At 52.8% G+C, this 20,176-nt stretch carries 13 protein-coding genes, 3 tRNA genes, 3 rRNA genes and 2 pseudogenes; 11 read left to right on the top strand and 10 right to left on the bottom strand.

The features are described from left to right. Positions 1-30: 30 nt before the first annotated feature. The gene (locus tag IG609_RS04215) at positions 31-1,191 is read right to left on the bottom strand and encodes a lactonase family protein (RefSeq protein WP_193399148.1); all 1,161 of its coding nucleotides are present in this window, start codon (positions 1,189-1,191) and stop codon (positions 31-33) included. A 160-nt stretch (positions 1,192-1,351) separates the two neighbouring features. Here IG609_RS04215 and IG609_RS04210 point away from each other — a divergent pair, with 160 nt between their 5' ends. From IG609_RS04210 to IG609_RS04180, 7 genes and pseudogenes are all read left to right on the top strand, one after another. Further along, entirely contained in the window at positions 1,352-2,572 is a 1,221-nt protein-coding gene (locus tag IG609_RS04210) for an MFS transporter (RefSeq protein ID WP_116227098.1), read from the top strand. Positions 2,573-2,756: 184 nt separating this feature from the next. Continuing rightward, positions 2,757-3,488: an AzlC family ABC transporter permease gene (locus tag IG609_RS04205; RefSeq protein WP_010282655.1), complete on the top strand. Its 732-nt coding sequence runs from the start codon at positions 2,757-2,759 to the stop codon at positions 3,486-3,488. Continuing rightward, positions 3,485-3,814 carry an L-valine transporter subunit YgaH gene (gene ygaH / locus IG609_RS04200; protein WP_102119438.1) on the top strand — a complete coding sequence of 110 codons (330 nt, stop codon included), beginning with the start codon at positions 3,485-3,487 and terminating at the stop codon, positions 3,812-3,814. Before IG609_RS04205 ends, ygaH begins: the two co-directional genes overlap by 4 nt. Positions 3,815-4,003: 189 nt before the next feature. Continuing rightward, positions 4,004-4,519: a transcriptional repressor MprA gene (gene mprA, locus IG609_RS04195; protein WP_014916439.1), complete on the top strand. Its 516-nt coding sequence runs from the start codon at positions 4,004-4,006 to the stop codon at positions 4,517-4,519. A gap of 271 nt (positions 4,520-4,790) precedes the next feature. Then, a complete protein-coding gene (gene emrA / locus IG609_RS04190) occupies positions 4,791-5,966 on the top strand; it encodes a multidrug efflux MFS transporter periplasmic adaptor subunit EmrA (protein WP_102119437.1) in 1,176 nt (391 codons plus the stop codon). A 56-nt stretch (positions 5,967-6,022) separates the two neighbouring features. Beyond that, on the top strand, positions 6,023-7,519 hold the full coding sequence (gene emrB / locus IG609_RS04185; RefSeq protein ID WP_240349007.1) for a multidrug efflux MFS transporter permease subunit EmrB: 1,497 nt from the start codon (positions 6,023-6,025) through the stop codon (positions 7,517-7,519). Positions 7,520-7,725: 206 nt separating this feature from the next. Further along, a pseudogene (locus IG609_RS04180) lies at positions 7,726-8,111 on the top strand (Na+ dependent nucleoside transporter N-terminal domain-containing protein); the annotation flags it as partial. Between the two features lie 169 nt (positions 8,112-8,280). Here IG609_RS04180 and IG609_RS04175 read toward each other — a convergent pair. Together IG609_RS04175 and IG609_RS04170 are read right to left on the bottom strand one after the other, a co-directional pair. After that, positions 8,281-8,715 carry a DUF3574 domain-containing protein gene (locus tag IG609_RS04175; protein WP_102119435.1) on the bottom strand — a complete coding sequence of 145 codons (435 nt, stop codon included), beginning with the start codon at positions 8,713-8,715 and terminating at the stop codon, positions 8,281-8,283. 69 nt (positions 8,716-8,784) lie between these two features. After that, on the bottom strand, positions 8,785-9,936 hold the full coding sequence (locus IG609_RS04170) for a tRNA/rRNA methyltransferase (RefSeq protein ID WP_102119434.1): 1,152 nt from the start codon (positions 9,934-9,936) through the stop codon (positions 8,785-8,787). A gap of 249 nt (positions 9,937-10,185) precedes the next feature. Between IG609_RS04170 and trxC the strand changes: the two genes are divergently transcribed. The 4 genes from trxC to pssA all read left to right on the top strand — a co-directional run bounded on the left by trxC (position 10,186) and on the right by pssA (position 15,738). Further along, entirely contained in the window at positions 10,186-10,605 is a 420-nt protein-coding gene (gene trxC / locus IG609_RS04165; protein WP_102119433.1) for a thioredoxin TrxC, read from the top strand. 146 nt (positions 10,606-10,751) lie between these two features. Then, a complete protein-coding gene (locus tag IG609_RS04160; RefSeq protein WP_193399147.1) occupies positions 10,752-11,501 on the top strand; it encodes a tRNA-uridine aminocarboxypropyltransferase in 750 nt (249 codons plus the stop codon). A 32-nt stretch (positions 11,502-11,533) separates the two neighbouring features. Continuing rightward, entirely contained in the window at positions 11,534-14,182 is a 2,649-nt protein-coding gene (locus IG609_RS04155) for a bifunctional acetate--CoA ligase family protein/GNAT family N-acetyltransferase (RefSeq protein WP_193399146.1), read from the top strand. Positions 14,183-14,382: 200 nt separating this feature from the next. Continuing rightward, the gene (pssA, locus tag IG609_RS04150; RefSeq protein WP_193399188.1) at positions 14,383-15,738 is read left to right on the top strand and encodes a CDP-diacylglycerol--serine O-phosphatidyltransferase; all 1,356 of its coding nucleotides are present in this window, start codon (positions 14,383-14,385) and stop codon (positions 15,736-15,738) included. A 108-nt stretch (positions 15,739-15,846) separates the two neighbouring features. Here the strand turns inward: pssA and IG609_RS04145 are convergent. The 7 genes and pseudogenes from IG609_RS04145 to IG609_RS04115 all read right to left on the bottom strand — a co-directional run. Continuing rightward, a pseudogene (locus IG609_RS04145) lies at positions 15,847-16,188 on the bottom strand (alpha-ketoglutarate transporter); the annotation flags it as partial. Between the two features lie 130 nt (positions 16,189-16,318). Then, positions 16,319-16,434, bottom strand: a 5S ribosomal RNA gene (gene rrf, locus IG609_RS04140). A gap of 37 nt (positions 16,435-16,471) precedes the next feature. Further along, a tRNA-Thr gene (locus IG609_RS04135) sits at positions 16,472-16,547 on the bottom strand. Positions 16,548-16,565: 18 nt separating this feature from the next. Further along, positions 16,566-16,681 (bottom strand): 5S ribosomal RNA (gene rrf, locus IG609_RS04130). 129 nt (positions 16,682-16,810) lie between these two features. Next, a 23S ribosomal RNA gene (locus IG609_RS04125) occupies positions 16,811-19,717 on the bottom strand. Between the two features lie 221 nt (positions 19,718-19,938). After that, positions 19,939-20,014 (bottom strand) — tRNA-Ala (locus IG609_RS04120). A 42-nt stretch (positions 20,015-20,056) separates the two neighbouring features. Then, positions 20,057-20,133: transfer RNA gene (locus tag IG609_RS04115), tRNA-Ile, on the bottom strand. Positions 20,134-20,176: the final 43 nt, after the last annotated feature.

Raw genomic sequence — 20,176 nt, 5'->3', positions numbered from 1 at the left:
AAAGGGGCGTTTTTCATTGATGGGCGATAATTACGGCAGGTTAACGATTTCGACCCAGTTCGCGCCTTTTCCTGTCGGAAATTGCCCTACTCGCACTAAATCCCCGTTATCCTGATTGATGCGATACACCGACAGCGACGTCGATTTTTCGCCGCTGGCGATCAGGAATTTCCCGCTTGGATCGATCTGAATGCCGCGCGGCTGCGTTTCCGTCGGGTAGCGCGTAATGTATTGCAACTGCCCGGTTTTCGGTTCTACCCGCAGCAGCGCAATCGTGCTTTTGGTGCGTTCCGATACGTACAGGAATTTTCCATTTGGCGTCAAACGTAAATCGGCGCTCCATATCTGTGGACGGCTGTCAGTGCTATTTTTATCTGGCGTAACAGTTCCCGCTCGCATCCCTGCATCGGCCGGCACGGTGTCCGTGTAATCCAACAGCGTGAGCTGCCCTGTATTTTCATTCAACGCTAGACGCGCGACTTTGCCGGACAGTTCATTGCTCACGTAGAGCGTTTTATTATCTGGCGATAACACCAGATGGCGCGGTCCGTTTCCTTTAGGCAGCGTAATTTCTGCCGGTTCATTTGGCGTCAGCGTGCCGGTTTTCGCATCAAACCGGAACTGTACGATTTGGTCGCTGCCCAGATTGCTGGCAAAAACGAATTTATTTTTGCGGTCGGCAATAATACTGTGTGCCTTCTCACCTGTCGGCACCACGGTGACGACACTCGCGTTCACTTTGCCATCGTTATCAATGCCATTAACGGCGACTTTATTTCCGCCGTACGAGGCGCTGAACAGCCACTTTCCAGTTCGGTCCGTCGAGATGTAGGCCATGCTGTCCGGCAATTCCGCTTTGCCTAACGGGCTCAGCACGCCGCTTTTAGGATCGATTTTATAGCTAACCGCCGAGTAAGGAATGCCGCGCGTCGCGGCATAGAGGAAGGATTTATCTGGGCTAATCGCCATCGGCATCACTTTCGCGCCAGCGGCAGCTTTCCCAATAGCGGTTAATTCGCCGCTTTGCATGTTGAGTGTGTAGGCATCGATTGCGCCGTCAGTGGCAGCAGAGACGTAGACGGCCGTAACCGCCTGCGCGCCCATCGACCACAGCGCTGCTGCGGGCAGAAGTGCACATCCCATTAACACTGCAACGCTTTTTTTCTTAAATATCTGATAATGCTTAAACATAATGTCCCCTGTCGATAATGTTATGACTTTGGCGATAAGCTAAATCAATCTCAGGAAAAACAAAACAAACTTAAGCAGCGTAAAGATATTCTGGTATCTCATTAGGCTCTGCCGGATACTATATACCCTCTGCTTTTAACATCATATTAACGTTCACACTATGTCTCTTCAGCAACAATCTGTATCACCCCAGCCGCAACCGGGGCTTAGCCTGTCTTTGACCCTGATTATGTCTGTCGCGACCGGTCTTGCCGTCGCCAGTAACTATTATGCCCAGCCGCTGCTGGAGACCATTGCCAGAGTCTTTGCGCTTTCCGTTAATCAGGCAGGGTTCATTGTCACCGCCGCACAGCTGGGTTATGCCGTCGGCCTGCTATTTTTGGTGCCGCTGGGGGATATGTTTGAACGCCGAACGCTGATTGTCGGCATGACGCTACTCGCCGCGGCTGGGATGCTGATCACCGCCTCTGCCCCCACGCTCTGGATCATGATTGCCGGTACGGCATTGACCGGGCTGTTCTCCGTTGTCGCACAGCTGCTGGTGCCTCTCGCCGCGACGCTGGCGACGCCGGAAACGCGCGGTAAAGTCGTTGGCACGATTATGAGTGGTCTGCTGCTGGGGATTCTGCTGGCGCGTACCGTCGCGGGTGCGCTTGCTTCACTCGGTGACTGGCGCACCGTGTACTGGGTTGCCAGCACGCTGATGGTCATCATGGCGCTGGTTCTGTGGCGGGCATTGCCGCGTATTCCTCAGCAAAATACGCTGAACTATCCGCAGTTGCTCGTCTCAATCTTCCGCCTGTTCTCTGCCACTCCGCTGCTGCGCACGCGTGCCATCCTGGGCTGCCTGTCCTTTGCCAATTTCAGCATTCTATGGACGTCAATGGCCTTCCTGCTGGCCTCTCCGCCATACGGCTATTCCGAAGGCGTTATCGGCCTGTTTGGACTGGTCGGTGCGGCCGGAGCTTTAGCTGCATCACGCGCTGGGCGTTTAGTCGATCAGGGCAAAGCCAAACCGACCACCAGCGTGGGGATTATCCTACTTTTGCTGTCATGGGGCTTTATCGCGCTCGGTATTCATTCCGTTGCGGCGCTGCTCATTGGTATTATCGTGCTGGATCTGGCGGTTCAGGGCGTACACGTGACCAACCAGAGTGTGATCTACCGTATGATGCCCGAAGCGCGTAATCGCCTGACGGCAGGTTATATGACCAGCTATTTTATCGGCGGCGCGCTGGGATCGCTCCTTTCCGCCTCGGCTTACCAGCAGTGGGGCTGGCTCGGGGTTTGTGCCGCGGGCGGCATTATCAGCCTGTTGAATCTGCTGGTGTGGTGGCGAAGCCATCATCATGAGACACAGGACGAGATGGCAGCGCTGTAGACCTTCGTATTTGCAACACACTCGCGTGAGACTGTCTTATTTGAGACAGTTTCTCGCGAGAAAATTACACCCGATACCATTTCGTCAAAAACCATCACGCCAGTTACGTAATAACGTGAAATTCCGGTGATGCTTTGCTAGTGTTATCGGTTAATTTCCTTTAAGAACAAAACATATCAAGCCAGTGAAGACATTAACCTCATCTGCACCAACAAAATCTGCGTCTTTTAGCGAAGGCGTATTTGACAGCCTGCCGATTGTTATCGGCTACATGCCCGTAGCATTCGCGTTTGGTATGAACGCCGTCAAGCTAGGTTTTACCCCGCTGGAAGGCATTTTCCTTTCTTGCATCATTTACGCTGGAGCCAGCCAGTTCGTCATCACCGCCCTGCTCAGCGCAGGCATGTCCATCTGGGTGGCAGCATTGACCGTCATGGCGATGGATGTCCGCCATGTGCTGTATGGTCCTGCTTTACGGCATCGTATTGCGCAGCGACTACCGACCCGAAAAACCGCGCTGTGGGCGTTCGGCCTGACGGACGAAGTCTTTGCTGCAGCCGCCACCCGACTGGCGAAAGATAACCGCCGCTGGTCAGAAGAGTGGATGATGGGCGTGTCGCTGCTTGCCTGGCTCTCATGGGTGCTCGGCACGGTGATCGGAGCCGTGTTCGGTAACGGCCCGTTGAATGATTACCCTGCCGTTGAAGCGGCGCTGTCTTTTATGCTGCCCGCACTGTTCCTGAGTTTTTTACTCGCGTCCTTCAGGCGGAAACAGAGTCTGGTCGTCGCCTGCGCGCTCGGCGGCGCGCTGCTTGGCCTGCTGCTGTCCTCCATCCCAGCCGCAATACTGTTCGGCATTCTAAGCGGCTGTCTGGCTTCGCTGGTGAATCCTGCCACGCCACAGGTGAACGCATGAGTACAGAAGTCATTCTTATCGGGCTGATTGTCGGCTTGGTGAACTACCTCTTCCGCTATCTGCCTCTGCGGCTGAGCGCCTCACGCGCTTCCGGTTCACTGCAACGCGGCAAAAAAGCGCTGTTGCTTGATAGCATCGGCATTGCTTCCATTTGTGCGCTGCTGATTGTTTCCAGCGTGCCGGATATTCTCGCGCATCGTGAAAAGCTGCTGCCAACGCTGGTAGGATTCATTACGCTGACCGCCTGTTTTTATAAAACCCGCAGTATCGTCTTATCAACGTTACTGGGCGCGCTCTGCTACGGCATTACCTTTAAACTGCTTTGAATCCGTCGTGCGAATTATCAACTAACATTTTGATTTAAATAAAGTAATCGGTGAATAATCTTCATTTTAAGCGATTCTCCGCTTACTTTCTGTCACAGAAATAAGCACAATTTCCCACCTTAATGCCGTTTACCCAGTTAGTAACATTAGTTACTATGCATTCCGTGATTAATGAGGTTTATATAAAAAATGGACAGTTCATTCACTCCTATAGAACAAATGCTCGACCTGCGTGCTTCGCGTAAGCCCGACTTCCCGCGTCAGGAAGTGCTATTGCTGCGTTTATTCATGCACGTACAGGGCAAAATCCTGGAACACAGAAACCGAATTCTGAAAGAACAGGGCATCAATGAAACCCTCTTCATGGCATTGCTGACACTGGAATCTCAAGAGTCTTATAGCATTCAGCCCTCTGAACTCAGTGCCGCACTGGGATCGTCACGCACTAACGCGACGCGCATTGCCGACGATCTGGAAAAAAGAGGCTGGATTGAACGGCGTGAAAGCAGTAGTGACAGACGCTGCCTACATCTGCATCTGACAGAAGAAGGTAAAGCATTTCTTGGTCAACTGATTCCACCGCAGCACCATAGCCTCCATGTGCTTTGCTCCGTGCTTGAATCTGGTGAGCAAAAACAGCTCGAAAGCCTGATGAGAAAGCTGCTGGTCCGGCTGGATGAGATGGACGAGTCAGTCAACGAATAACAGAAAAAACAACAAAAAACAATAGTCAGCACCTTTCCACTCGGAATGACCCGATGCTTATGTATCGGGTGGAGGCGTTTTGCTGCGAAAATTAAGCATGGCTTCTCCGCAACCGCGGTATGCGGCTTAGCAAAACGGCAATCTCACGCTCTGGGCTAGCGACCTTAAGCCCCCCAGGCCGCACAGCAAAATGAATTCATTGCGACTATCGCCAGACTGTTCTGTCTGGTGCGATAGCCGATACAAAGAAAATAAAAAGAGAGAAAATACCATGAGTGAAAGTGTGGAAAATCGGGTGCCACAGACGCCACAGAAAAATAAAAAACAGCAGCGCAAGCGCGTGTTATCACTGCTGACGTTTATTTTCGTCGTGCTGGGCTGTGCCTGGTTGGTTTACTGGTTCCTAGTGCTCAGACACCACCAAAGCACCGACGACGCCTACGTCGCAGGGAATCAGATTCAGATCATGGCGCAGGTCAGCGGCAGCGTCACCCATGTTAACGTCGACAATACCGATTTTGTTAAGCAGGGACAGGTGCTGGTGGAGTTAGATCCGACCGATGCCCAGCAGGCGTTTGAACGCGCGAAAACCGGGTTGGCCAACAGCGTCCGCCAGACGCACCAGTTGATCATCAACAGTAAGCAGTATCAGGCCAATATTGAGTTGCGCCAAACCGAGCTGAACAAGGCGCAAAGTGACTTGAGCCGCCGGGAAGCACTCGGCAGCGCTAATGCTATCGGGCGTGAAGAAGTGCAGCATGCTCGTGATGCCGTCGCAACCGCCAAAGCCGCACTGGAAGTCGCCAGACAGCAATATCAGGCGAATCAGGCAATGATTCTGGATACGCCGCTTGAGAAGCAACCCGCCATACAGCAAGCCTCCGTAGAAATGCGCGATGCCTGGCTGGCGCTACAGCGTACCAAAATCGTCAGCCCGCTCGACGGCTATGTCTCACGCCGCAGCGTGCAGATTGGGGCGCGTATCTCTTCGACATCAGCGCTGATGGCCGTCGTTCCTGCCAATCACCTGTGGGTCGATGCGAACTTCAAAGAGACACAGTTAGCCAATATGCGTATCGGCCAACCGGCTACCGTGATCGCGGATATCTACGGTGACGACGTCGTGTATCAGGGAAAAGTGGTCGGTCTCGATATGGGTACCGGTAGCGCGTTCTCTCTGCTGCCAGCGCAGAACGCGACGGGCAACTGGATCAAGGTTGTGCAGCGCCTGCCCGTACGTATTGAGATCGATCCGAAACAGATCGCCGAACATCCGTTGCGTATCGGTCTGTCCGCGCTGGTTAATGTCGATACCGCCAATACCGAAGGCAGCGCGTTAGCGGAAACCTCACGCACCACGCCGGCCTACCAAAGTGATGCGCTGACGTTGGATCTCACGCCTGTTAATCAGGAAATCAGCGCCATTATTCAGGCGAATGCCGGTTAAGCGGGCAGGAGAGAAACGTGCAGAGAGAACCGCTTAAAGGCGCGAGTCTGGCCTGGATGACCGTTGCTCTGTCGCTGGCAACGTTTATGCAGGTGCTGGACTCTACCATCGCCAACGTCGCTATTCCGACCATCGCCGGTAATCTGGGTGCGTCCAACTCACAGGGAACGTGGGTCATCACCTCGTTCGGGGTCGCCAACGCCATCTCTATTCCTATTACCGGCTGGCTGGCCAAACGGTTTGGGGAAGTCCGCCTGTTTTTGTGGTCAACGGCACTCTTCGCTCTGACGTCCTGGCTATGCGGAATATCCACCAGCCTGGAAATGCTGATTTTCTCCCGCGTGTTGCAGGGGATTGTCGCTGGGCCGCTGATCCCGCTGTCACAGAGTTTGTTGCTCAGCAATTATCCTCCTGCAAAACGCAGCATCGCTCTGGCGCTATGGTCGATGACCGTGGTCGTCGCGCCGATCTGTGGCCCGATTCTGGGCGGCTGGATTAGCGACAACTATCACTGGGGCTGGATATTCTTCATCAACGTTCCGCTCGGCATCGCCGTGGTATTTATTGCCATGCAAACGCTGCGCGGGCGAGAAACCAAAACCGAGATCAAACCCATCGATACCATCGGGCTGGCATTGTTGGTTGTCGGTATCGGTAGCCTCCAGATGATGCTCGACCGCGGAAAAGAACTGGACTGGTTTAACTCGACGGAAATCATCACCCTAACCGTGGTGGCGGTGATTGCAATCGCGTTCCTGATTGTCTGGGAGCTAACCGACGACCACCCAGTGGTGGATTTATCGCTGTTTAAATCGCGCAACTTCACCATTGGCTGTCTGTGTATCAGCCTAGCCTACATGTTTTACTTCGGGGCGATCGTGCTCTTGCCGCAACTGTTGCAGGAGGTGTATGGCTATACCGCCACCTGGGCGGGGCTGGCATCCGCCCCCGTTGGGTTGATGCCGGTGGTGCTGTCGCCGATCATCGGTCGATTCGCGCCGCGTCTGGACATGCGCAAACTGGTGACGTTCAGCTTTATCATGTACGCCGTCTGCTTTTACTGGCGCGCGTACACCTTTGAGCCGGGCATGGATTTCGGCGCATCGGCCTGGCCGCAGTTTGTTCAGGGGTTTGCCGTCGCTTGCTTCTTCATGCCGCTGACGACCATCACGCTGTCTGGGCTTCCGCCGGAACGTTTGGCGGCAGCATCGAGCCTATCGAACTTTGCGCGTACGCTGGCGGGCTCAATCGGAACGTCGCTGACCACCACGCTCTGGACGCAGCGCGAATCGCTACACCATGCGCACCTGACGGAATCTATCACGCCCTATAATCCGATCGCGCAGGAAACGTACCAGCAGCTTCAGGCAATGGGGATGAGCCAAACGCAGGCCTCAGCCTACATCGCAGAGCAGATTACCGCACAGGGACTGATTATTTCTGCCAACGAAATCTTCTGGGCCGCAGCGGCCGTCTTTCTGGTCCTGCTGGTGCTGGTCTGGTTCGCTAAACCGCCCTTTACCACTGGCGGTGGAGGCGGTGGGGCGCACTAACTCACCGTAAGCTTTCTGTCCCCTTCCGCCAGCAACTGGCCGAAGGGGAAGCCTCTTTTACCCTTCCCACCGACCCCTGATGACTCAAATACACTCCCCCTTCTTATAGCGCGGTAGTGAATAAGGATTTACAGATTCGGGATGAACATATTTTCACATTCCGATTACAATGCGCCTCTTTTATTCGGGGATTACGTGGTTCTTCTATGTCACAGGTTTTACATTTCATTTTGGCAACGGCAGCCATTTTTTTGCTGGCACTGCTCGTCAGTCACGACAGAAAACGCATCCGACTGCGCTTTATTGTACAACTGCTGGTGATTGAAATTTTGCTGGCCTATTTCCTTTTGCATTCCAGCATCGGGCTTAACGCGATTAGCGCCTTTGCTGGTTTGTTTGAAAAGCTATTATCTTTTGCCAATCAAGGGACCGATTTTGTGTTCGGCGGGATGAACGCACAAGGGCTTTCCTTTATCTTCCTCAACGTGCTCTGCCCTATCGTCTTTATTTCTGCGCTGATCGGCATTTTGCAGCACTGGCGCATTTACCGCTGATTATCAAAGGTATCGGCACACTGCTGTCCAAAGTGAACGCTCGGGTTGCGCAGATATGAATCTCATCCCTGAGATTCACCCTTTTAGGGCCGTCGTAAGCGACGTTCAAAAACGTTCCTGACGTTTTTGTCCATGGCGCAAACGCTTTACTCTTCTATCCCATTATCACCGTTCTTGTTCTGTCTATGGGATTACAAACTATATGAATCAGAAAGCGACGCAGACGGGAGCATCAATCCGCATGACGGATTCCTGCGCGAAACGTGATTTGTAGGTGGTGCGCAGCGCTTCAATATCACGCTCTTTATCAGCACCGTGAATCAACATCAGCGCCTTGCTGTTCTCTCGGGCAACCACGCCATCGTTCCCCAGCCATTGCCCTTTGGCATCAAACACCGTCAGGCCTTCTTTAAAGCGTGGCGTAACGTCACCATCCAAAAACGCTTTCCACTCAGCCTCTGAAATCACTGGACCAGCAGGACGATTCAAACCAAAATAAAGCGTGGTCTGCACCTGCTTATCACCAATCTGACACGCATCAGCGGCTGACGTAGCGGCAACGGACGAGTGCGGCAGCGAATGGCAACCGCTTACCAGCAATGTACCCAACAGCAACGATACCGCGATAACTTTCTGCTTCATCAATCGTCCTCTCATCCGTGGTTACACCGACTCAGGGAGCCAATTCTCCCTGTGCGTCGATGCGTGATATCAGGCCTGATTCTGTCGCCACCACTCGGACAGCAAAATGCCCGTTGCGACCGAAATATTCAGGCTTTCCACCTTACCGGTACCGCCGATAGAGACTTTTACGTCCCCCTGTTGCCAGGCGCTATCAGACAGACCATCGCCTTCCTGACCCAGCACGATCACAGTTTTCGCCGGAAGCGTCGCTTGCGACAATGCCGTACCTTTATGGCTGGAGGTGGTCACGATGGTATAACCTGCGTTACGGAACTCTGTCAGCACGGACAGGAAATCGTCAGCGTTAATCGCTTTAACGTGTTCCGCACCACCTTCTGCCGTACGCACGGCCGCGCCGGATTCCAGCAGCGCCGCATCCTGCACCAGAATACCTTTCACGCCGAAATGCGCGCAGCTGCGCATAATGCCGCCGAGGTTGTGCGGGTTACCCACATCTTCCAGCGCCAGTACACAGTCTTGCTCGCCAGCCGTTTTCAGGTACTCACGCACATCCAGTCCCTGACGCTTTTTAATCAGGAAGCAGACACCGCCGTGGTGCTCAGTGCCGGAAGCCTTAATCAGCTCGTCCTCTTCCACAACGTGGTAAGCCTTGCGGTTTGCCGCCATCCAGCGCAGTGCATCGCGGAAACGCGGTGTCACTTCTTGCAGGAACCAGGCACGAACGATCACCTCAGAACGGTTTTTAAACAGCGCCTGACAGGCATTTTCGCCGTAGACACGTGTTTCTTCCTGACGCTGGCGACGCAGTTGCTCAGGATCGATATGGCTCTTGCCTGTGATACCGCCATGGTCCGGCGTTTCGCTATCGCTTGGCGCACGAGACACGGTTTTCCACGGGGATTCATACCCTCCCGTCTCTTCACCGCGCGGCCGGCGAGGCTTATCACCACTGCGTTCATTACGATCTTTATTGCCCCACGGCGACTTAGCATTGCTATCGCCGTCACGGGACGGATTTTCCCGGGCATAGCGCGGGTTAACGTCGCGGGGATGCTTCGGCTTTTCGCGTTGATCGCGAGAGCCACCGCCATCACGCCGATCGCCACGGCGATCTTTGTCAGTTGGGCGCTTGTTTTTATTCTCTTTCTCGCCCTCATCATCACTACGGACGTACATCACACGGACTTTGCCGCTTTTACTATTGAATGAATCGCTCATTGTTCTCTCCACCTACGCGCTGGGCGCGAAGATTACCTTATGTACACCCGCTTAGCCACACGCTTGTGGTAAAAGAGCGCTAACAGTCAGAAGCTATTGTAGCTATTGGGCAAACCACGTTGTTGCCATAATGTCTCCCCACCATAATTTATTCACGCTTAAGCAACATGACGTTGACTTTCCAATGCCGCATTGCGCGCATTTTATCAGCGACATCTTTATTTTAGCCCTTTTATCTGAGGCCCTGTTATGAATACGGTATGTGGATCTTGCCAAACAACCAATCGCCTGCCAGAAGAGCGTGTTGATGACCATGCAAAGTGTGGTCGTTGCGGAGAAACCTTATTCAGCGGTGACGTTACCAATGCAACAGAAGCGACGCTCGATAAGCTGTTACAGGACGATCTTCCCGTCGTAATCGATTTCTGGGCGCCCTGGTGTGGCCCCTGCGTCAACTTCGCCCCGGTGTTTGAAAACGTCGCGCAGGAGCGTAGCGGGAAAATCCGCTTTATTAAGGTCAATACCGAAGCCGAACCGGCACTCAGCGCACGTTTCCGTATCCGCAGTATTCCAACCCTCATGATCTTCAAACAGGGTCAGATGGCCGATATCCTCAACGGTGCGCTACCAAAAGCACAGTTTGAGAGCTGGCTGGACGAATCACTGTAGAGAATTAGGGTAGGATAGCAGGTATTATTGCCTCCTACCCTTTTGGTCAACCCGCCTGTCGATTAGAATGTTGCCTTTCTGAATCAGCTTCTCAATGATGAGAAAGAAGCCGATTCGTTGCAGAATCTCATGGCGTCATCTATTTCATGATCAACCATCCTTTAACGGTTAACCGTCCCCTCACGGACAATGCCGTACTCCGCCTGCGCCAGCAACGTCTTGAGCAGTCCACCAAACCGTTCCGCGCCCGCGGTTGCCGCGTAGTACGCTGCCAGCAGTGTTTATTACCCGCAACCAACTGCCTGTGCCATACCATTCAGGCGCAGCAATCCCGCAGCCGCGTCTGTCTGATCATGTTTGATACCGAACCGTTAAAGCCGAGCAATACCGGACGTCTTATCGCCGATATTCTTCCCGAAACGCTGGCGTTTCGCTGGTCACGCACCGAGCCCGATCCCGAGTTGCTTGCGACCCTACAAAACCCAGACATTCAGCCGTATCTGGTTTTCCTTGCCGATGCTGCGGAAGAAGGACGTCAGGTGTTTCACCAACTTCCCGTAACGGAAAAGCCCGCCCTGTTTGTTTTGCTCGACGGGACCTGGCCGGAAGCGCGTAAAATGTTCCGTAAAAGTCCCTATCTGGACAACCTGCCGATCCTGTCGCTGAATGTAGAGGCACTTTCCCGCTATCAACTGCGTGAAGCCAGCAGCGCAGGACAGCACTGCACCGCCGAAATTGCCATCGCCCTGCTCGCACAGGCGGGGGATATCGTCGCGGCCGACGCGCTATCCCAGCATTTTGATCGTTTCCGGCGACACTATCTGGCGGGGAAATCACACCACAGCTTGCGAGAAAGTTTACCCACCGTCACAGCACAACCGGCAGAAAGCGTTTAGTATCAAAGGGGATTAATGTGAAGGAGTGACGCATGAGCCAGCGCGGATTGGAAGCACTGCTACGCCCTAAGTCTATCGCCGTTCTCGGCGCGTCCGAAAAACTGGGAAGAGCCGGTTTTCTGATGATGAAAAATTTGTTGGACGGCCATTTCAGCGGCCCCGTGCTGCCTGTTACACCGAAGTATCGTGCCGTCTGCGGCGTGCTGGCCTATCCGACTGTTGCCAGCCTGCCCATGACGCCCGACCTTGCCGTGATTTGCACCAACGCCAGCCGTAATCTCACGCTGTTAGACGATCTGGGCCAGAAAGGCTGCAAAACGGTCATCATCCTCTCCGCACCACCGACCCAGTTCAGCGAATTAAAGGCCTGCGCTGCACGCTACCACATGCGTCTGCTTGGCCCTAATAGCCTCGGGCTACTCGCGCCTTGGCAAGGCCTGAATGCCAGTTTCTCCCCTGTACCGATTATGAAAGGCAAGCTGGCATTCATTTCGCAGTCGGCCGCTGTGTCCAACACGATACTGGACTGGGCGCAGCAGCGCGGCATTGGTTTTTCCTATTTTATCGCTCTGGGCGACAGTCTGGATATCGATGTCGACGACCTGTTAGATTTTCTGGCACGCGATGGCAAAACCAGTGCGATTCTGCTGCATCTGGAACACATCAGCGATGCGCGCCGCTTTCTTTCCGCTTCTCGTAGCGCATCCCGGAATAAACCAATACTGGTGATAAAAAGCGGGCGCAGCCAGCAGGCACAGCAGTTGCTGAATGACCAGCGCCACGGCCTGGATGCCGCCTATGACGCGGCAATTCAACGCGCAGGCTTACTGCGGGTACGAGATACGCATGAGCTTTTTTCCGCGGTGGAAACCTTAAGCCACCTGCGGCCGCTACGCGGTGAACGCTTGATGCTAGTAAGCAATGGCGCATCGCCCGCTGCACAGGCGCTGGATCAGCTCCTCAGCCGACAAGGAAAGCTGGCACAGCTCAGCGAGGCGACCCGACAAGCGCTACAGGACGCGCTACCGCCGACCGTCACGATCGGCAATCCGCTCGATCTACGTGATGACGCGACTGCGGCTCGCTATCTGGCAGCGGTTTCAGTATTACTGGACAGCGATGAAGTCGATGCACTATTAATCATTCACGCGCCCAGCGCCGCGGCTCCCGGCACCGATAGCGCATCTCAGTTGATCACGCTCTTCCAACAGCATCCGCGTGGGAAAAGAATTACGCTACTGACCAACTGGTGCGGCGAATTTTCCTCGCAGGAAGCGCGACGTTTGTTTAACGACGCTGGCATTCCGACCTATCGCACACCGGAAGGCGCGGTCACGGCATTTATGCATACCGTCGAATATCGACGTAATCAGAAACAGCTAAAGGAAACCCCAGCGCTGCCGCTCAATTTAGGCATCAACGCCAGTCAGGCACATGCGCTGATTCATCAGGCGCTGTCAGACGGCGTGACGCAGCTCGACACGCATGAAGTTCAGCCGATCCTGCAAGCCTACGGTTTGGATACGTTACCTACTTGGATTGCTGGCGATAGCGCAGAAGCCGTCCATATCGCCGAACAAATTGGCTATCCGGTCGCGATTAAGCTGAGATCGCCAGATATTCCGCATAAATCGGAAGTTCAGGGCGTCATGCTATACCTGCGAACCGCCAGAGAAGTCCAGCAGGCGGCAGATGCCATTCTTGACCGAGTGAAGCGCACCTACCCACAGGCACGCATTTACGGTCTGCTCGTGCAGAGCATGGCAAATCGCGCTGGTGCGCAGGAGCTTAGGATTGCCGTCGAGCAGGATCCCGTTTTCGGTCCGCTGATTATGCTAGGAGAAGGCGGCGTTGAGTGGCGAGAAAAACAAGCTGCCGTCGCCCTGCCTCCGCTAAATATGACGCTGGCCCGTTATTTGGTGCTGCAAGCGGTGAAAGGCGGCAAAATTCGGGAATACAGCGCGCTGCGTCCGCTGGACATTCCCGCGCTCAGCCGCTTGCTGGTTCAGGTTTCCAACCTGATTCTCGACTGCCCTGAAATTTCCCGGTTAGACATTCATCCTCTGCTGGCGTCTGGGGACACCTTTACGCTGCTGGATGTCACGCTACATCTGACGCCGTTCAGTGGCGATCCGCAGTCAAGGCTGGCAATCCGCCCTTATCCACACGAGTTGGAAGAAACAGTTACCCTCAAAAATGGTGATAGCTGTCTGTTCCGACCCATTTTGCCGGAAGATGAACCGCTGCTCAGTTCGTTCATTGCAAGAGTGACGAAAGAAGATCTGTATTACCGTTATTTCAGCGAAATTAATGAATTTACTCACGAAGACTTAGCCAATATGACACAAATTGACTACGATCGTGAGATGGCATTCGTTGCCGTGCGCCAGCTCGGTGAGGAGACTGAGATTATTGGCGTGACGCGTGCGATTTCCGATCCGGATAATACGGATGCGGAATTTGCCGTGCTGGTGCGATCCGATCTAAAAGGGCTGGGCCTTGGCAGACGCCTGTTGGAAAAGCTGATTGATTACGCCAAAGCACATGGTCTCTCCCGCTTGACTGGCATCACCATGCCGCATAATCAAGGCATGATCCAGCTGTCCAAAAAGCTCGGTTTTCACATCGACGTACAATTAGAAGAGGGAATTGTGACACTGGAATTGCCGCTGAGGAATTGATAGTAATACGTGACATGGCTCTTGCAACGGGAATTGTGATATCGATTCAATGGCAAAACAGACTCACAACAGCCGGAAAGTAATGGTATTATCGCCCATTCGACTACTCCTTAACTTTTGATAATGACCAGAAGGTCATATACCCTAATGCAGCTCGACGTATGGTGGGTATAAACTGATGAGAGAAGAAACGCACTGTGATGCTGTCAAATTTTAAACGCAATAAATACCAACAGCACCTTGCACAACTGCCCAGAATTCCTCAGAACGCAGATGATATTCAGACGTTGCATTCGCCTGAGCTTTTCCGCACGACGCTGATCAACGCCATTTTGAGTGCTAAAAAACGCATCTATATCGTAGCGTTATATCTTGAGCGTGATGACGGCGGCATGGGAGTTCTATCCGCAATTTATGAAGCCAAACGGCAGTGCCCAGAGCTGGATGTCCGCATTCTGGTAGACTGGCATCGTGCTCAGCGCGGCAGAATCGGCGCAGCGGCAGAAAATACCAATGCTGACTGGTATTGCGATATGGCGAAAAAACATCCAGACACGCATTTCCCTATCTATGGCATTCCTGTCAACACACGCGAAGCATTGGGCGTGCTGCACCTGAAAGGATTCATTGTCGATGACACAGTTATCTACAGCGGGGCCAGCCTAAATGATGTTTATCTGCACCAACATCAGAAATACCGTTATGACCGCTATCAGCTGATTCATAATCCGGCATTGGCCGATACGATGGTGCAATATATCCAGACCATGCTATCGGCTCCGGCAGTACAGCGGTTGGATCATACCGATCGCCCCAAGAGTCTGGAAATCAAAAATGATATTAAGCAGTTCCGCCAAACGTTGCGTACTGCCAATTATCAAGCCCCGGAACACAGCACAGACGCGAACGAATTAACCGTCACGCCATTGGTCGGGTTAGGAAAACAAAGTCCGCTGAATAAGACCATACATCACCTGATGTATTGCGCTGATGAACATGTGGTTATCTGTACCCCGTATTTCAACCTGCCAGCGCTGCTGGTAAGAAATATCATCCGGCTATTACGAGACGGTAAAAAAGTAGAAATTATTATCGGAGATAAGACCGCTAACGATTTCTATATTCCAGAAGATCAGCCTTTTAAAATTATCGGCGCGTTACCGTATCTCTATGAGATCAACCTTCGCCGTTTCCTGAGTCGTCTGGAACGCTACATTGAGAATCAGCAGCTTGTTGTACGGCTATGGAAAGATGGTGATAACAGCTTCCATCTGAAAGGCATGTGGGTAGATGACAAGTGGCAACTGTTGACGGGAAATAACCTTAACCCACGCGCATGGCGTCTGGATCTGGAAAATGCCATCCTGATTCACGATCCTCAGAAGGTTCTATTGCAGCAACGTCTGGACGAACTGGACACGATCAGGACGCATACTCACGTCGTACAAAGCTATACGGAACTGGAGAGCATTGCGCAATATCCCGTGAAAGTCCGCAAGCTGATACGACGTCTGCGCCGTATCCGTATCGATCGACTCATCAGCCGTATTCTCTAAGACCCGTGCTCTGCTTTAAAAAAACCTCGGAAGCCGAGGTTTTTTTATTGTCATTTGGGAGCCTGCCGGTGCAACTACCGACCAGGCGTTATGGCAGCGGTCTGAAAACTAAAGTTTCATTCCCTTCCCTCTGCGATGCAGCGTCAATGACACAATAAACGCAATCGCCCCCATCACTGATACGTACCAAAAGAAAGCTGTTTCCATACCAAACGATTTCAGCGAAAGTGCAACATACTCAGCCAAACCACCAAACAGCGCATTAGCAACCTCATAAGATAAGCCTACGCCCAACGCCCGAACTTCAGGCGGGCACATTTCTGCTTTTAAAATGCCGCTGATGGACGTGTAGAAACTGACAATAATCAGCGAAAGCATCACCAATGAGGAGACAATGACAGTGCTCGCCACACTCTGCAATACCGTCAGAATGGGAACTAATAAAGCAGCAACAACGAGGACGTTATTATGAGGTTGTTTAATAAGAAGAAGCGAGTCTATTCAGGTAAAATGAAGAGTTTACTATCCTGAAATAAACAAAAGGCCATCCTTAACAGGATGGCCTTTTATCTTAATTGAAACCTGGCAGTTCCCTACTCTCACATGGGGAAGCCCCACACTACCATCGGCGCTACGGCGTTTCACTTCTGAGTTCGGCATGGGGTCAGGTGGGACCACCGCGCTATCGCCGCCAGGTAAATTCTTTTTTAAACCGAACATTAACCCAAGTAACTGGTGCTGATACCCAGAGTCGAACTGGGGACCTCACCCTTACCAAGGGTGCGCTCTACCAACTGAGCCATATCAGCGCACCTGTATAATTTGATGCCTGGCAGTTCCCTACTCTCACATGGGGAAGCCCCACACTACCATCGGCGCTACGGCGTTTCACTTCTGAGTTCGGCATGGGGTCAGGTGGGACCACCGCGCTATCGCCGCCAGGCAAATTCTGTTTCATTCCAGCCGTTACTTTACATGACTTTCTCTTTGTCATCTCCGTAACCACCAGAACCAATCTCTGAACAAGCTGAATATCGTTCTCTATGAGTCTTTAAAACACCTTCGGTGTTGTAAGGTTAAGCCTCTCGGGTCATTAGTACTGGTTAGCTCAACGTATCGCTACGCTTACACACCCAGCCTATCTACGTCGTCGTCTTCAACGGCCCTTCAGGGGCATCTAGTGCCCAGGGAAGACTCATCTCGAGGCAAGTTTCCCGCTTAGATGCTTTCAGCGGTTATCTCTTCCGCACTTAGCTACCGGGCAATGCAATTGGCATCACAACCCGAACACCAGTGGTGCGTTCACTCCGGTCCTCTCGTACTAGGAGCAACCCCTCTCAATCTTCCAACGCCCACGGCAGATAGGGACCGAACTGTCTCACGACGTTCTAAACCCAGCTCGCGTACCACTTTAAATGGCGAACAGCCATACCCTTGGGACCTACTTCAGCCCCAGGATGTGATGAGCCGACATCGAGGTGCCAAACACCGCCGTCGATATGAACTCTTGGGCGGTATCAGCCTGTTATCCCCGGAGTACCTTTTATCCGTTGAGCGATGGCCCTTCCATTCAGAACCACCGGATCACTAAGACCTGCTTTCGCACCTGCTCGAGCTGTCACTCTCGCAGTCAAGCTAGCTTATGCCTTTGCACTAACCTCCTGATGTCCGACCAGGATTAGCTAACCTTCGTGCTCCTCCGTTACGCTTTGGGAGGAGACCGCCCCAGTCAAACTACCCACCAGACACTGTCCGCAACCCGGATTACGGGCCCACGTTAGAACATCAAACATTAAAGGGTGGTATTTCAAGGTCGGCTCCACGCAGACTGGCGTCCACGCTTCAAAGCCTCCCACCTATCCTACACATCAAGGCTCAAGGTTCAGTGTCAAGCTATAGTAAAGGTTCACGGGGTCTTTCCGTCTTGCCGCGGGTACACTGCATCTTCACAGCGAGTTCAATTTCACTGAGTCTCGGGTGGAGACAGCCTGGCCATCATTACGCCATTCGTGCAGGTCGGAACTTACCCGACAAGGAATTTCGCTACCTTAGGACCGTTATAGTTACGGCCGCCGTTTACCGGGGCTTCGATCAAGAGCTTCGCCTTGCGGCTGACCCCATCAATTAACCTTCCGGCACCGGGCAGGCGTCACACCGTATACGTCCACTTTCGTGTTTGCACAGTGCTGTGTTTTTATTAAACAGTTGCAGCCAGCTGGTATCTTCGACTGATTTCAGCTCCGTGAGCACGTCACTTCACTTACCATCAGCGTGCCTTCTCCCGAAGTTACGGCACCATTTTGCCTAGTTCCTTCACCCGAGTTCTCTCAAGCGCCTGAGTATTCTCTACCTGACCACCTGTGTCGGTTTGGGGTACGATTTGATGTTACCTGGAGCTTAGAGGCTTTTCCTGGAAGCGTAGCATCGGTTACTTCATCACCGTAGTGACTCGTCATCACGCCTCAGTGTTAATGACGACCCGGATTTACCAAGGTCATCCACCTTCACGCTTAAACCGGGACAACCGTCGCCCGGATAACCTAGCTTTCTCCGTCCCCCCTTCGCAGTAACACCGAGTACAGGAATATTAACCTGTTTCCCATCGACTACGCTTTTCAGCCTCGCCTTAGGGGTCGACTCACCCTGCCCCGATTAACGTTGGACAGGAACCCTTGGTCTTCCGGCGTGCGGGTTTTTCACCCGCATTATCGTTACTTATGTCAGCATTCGCACTTCTGATACCTCCAGCAGCCCTCACAGGCCACCTTCGACGGCTTACAGAACGCTCCCCTACCCAACAACACCTAAGTGTCGCTGCCGCAGCTTCGGTGCATGGTTTAGCCCCGTTACATCTTCCGCGCAGGCCGACTCGACCAGTGAGCTATTACGCTTTCTTTAAATGATGGCTGCTTCTAAGCCAACATCCTGGCTGTCTATGCCTTCCCACATCGTTTCCCACTTAACCATGACTTTGGGACCTTAGCTGGCGGTCTGGGTTGTTTCCCTCTTCACGACGAACGTTAGCACCCGCCGTGTGTCTCCCGTGATAACATTCTTCGGTATTCGGAGTTTGCATCGGGTTGGTAAGTCGGGATGACCCCCTAGCCGAAACAGTGCTCTACCCCCGAAGATGAGTTCACGAGGCGCTACCTAAATAGCTTTCGGGGAGAACCAGCTATCTCCCGGTTTGATTGGCCTTTCACCCCCAGCCACAAGTCATCCGCTAATTTTTCAACATTAGTCGGTTCGGTCCTCCAGTTAGTGTTACCCAACCTTCAACCTGCCCATGGCTAGATCACCGGGTTTCGGGTCTATACCCTGCAACTTAACGCCCAGTTAAGACTCGGTTTCCCTGCGGCTCCCCTATTCGGTTAACCTTGCTACAGAATATAAGTCGCTGACCCATTATACAAAAGGTACGCAGTCACCTAACGAGTAGGCTCCCACTGCTTGTACGTACACGGTTTCAGGTTCTATTTCACTCCCCTCGCCGGGGTTCTTTTCGCCTTTCCCTCACGGTACTGGTTCACTATCGGTCAGTCAGGAGTATTTAGCCTTGGAGGATGGTCCCCCCATATTCAGACAGGATGTCACGTGTCCCGCCCTACTCATCGAACTCACACCTTGTGCATTTTTGTGTACGGGACTATCACCCTTTACTGTGCGACTTTCCAGACGCTTCCACTAACACACAAACTGATTCAGGTTCTGGGCTCCTCCCCGTTCGCTCGCCGCTACTGGGGGAATCTCGGTTGATTTCTTTTCCTCGGGGTACTGAGATGTTTCAGTTCCCCCGGTTCGCCTCATTATGCTATGTATTCACATAATGATAGTGTGTCGAAACACACTGGGTTTCCCCATTCGGGTATCGTCGGGTATAACGCTTCATATCAGCTTACCGACGCTTATCGCAGATTAGCACGCCCTTCATCGCCTCTGACTGCCTAGGCATCCACCGTGTACGCTTAGTCGCTTAACCTCACAACCCGAAGATGTCTTTGATAAATCAAAGTCACTGTCGCGCTGCGATTATTTGAGAGACTCATTGACAGACTGACTCACCACGACACACCCGAAGGCTGTCATGCATGTTCAGCTGTCATGTTTCAATTTTCAGCTTGTTCCAGATTGTTAAAGAGCAAAACGTCGCAGTGCACCCTAACAGGTACACTCTGAAGTTTTCTATAGCGCGAGTAGTGATGGTGGAGCTATGCGGGATCGAACCGCAGACCTCCTGCGTGCAAGGCAGGCGCTCTCCCAGCTGAGCTATAACCCCATCGTTGCTTACAGATACCTTAGATACCACTCACGGAAGAGTTGGTAGGCCTGAGTGGACTTGAACCACCGACCTCACCCTTATCAGGGGTGCGCTCTAACCACCTGAGCTACAAGCCTATTAAGGTATTTCTGCTCGTTATTTTCATCAGACAATCTGTGT

It is taken from the genome of Pectobacterium quasiaquaticum, assembly GCF_014946775.2.
GTDB classification, from domain to species: domain Bacteria; phylum Pseudomonadota; class Gammaproteobacteria; order Enterobacterales; family Enterobacteriaceae; genus Pectobacterium; species Pectobacterium aquaticum.
The sequence above is the reverse complement of the archived record's forward strand: the minus strand, read 5'-3'. Positions and strand labels throughout refer to the sequence as shown.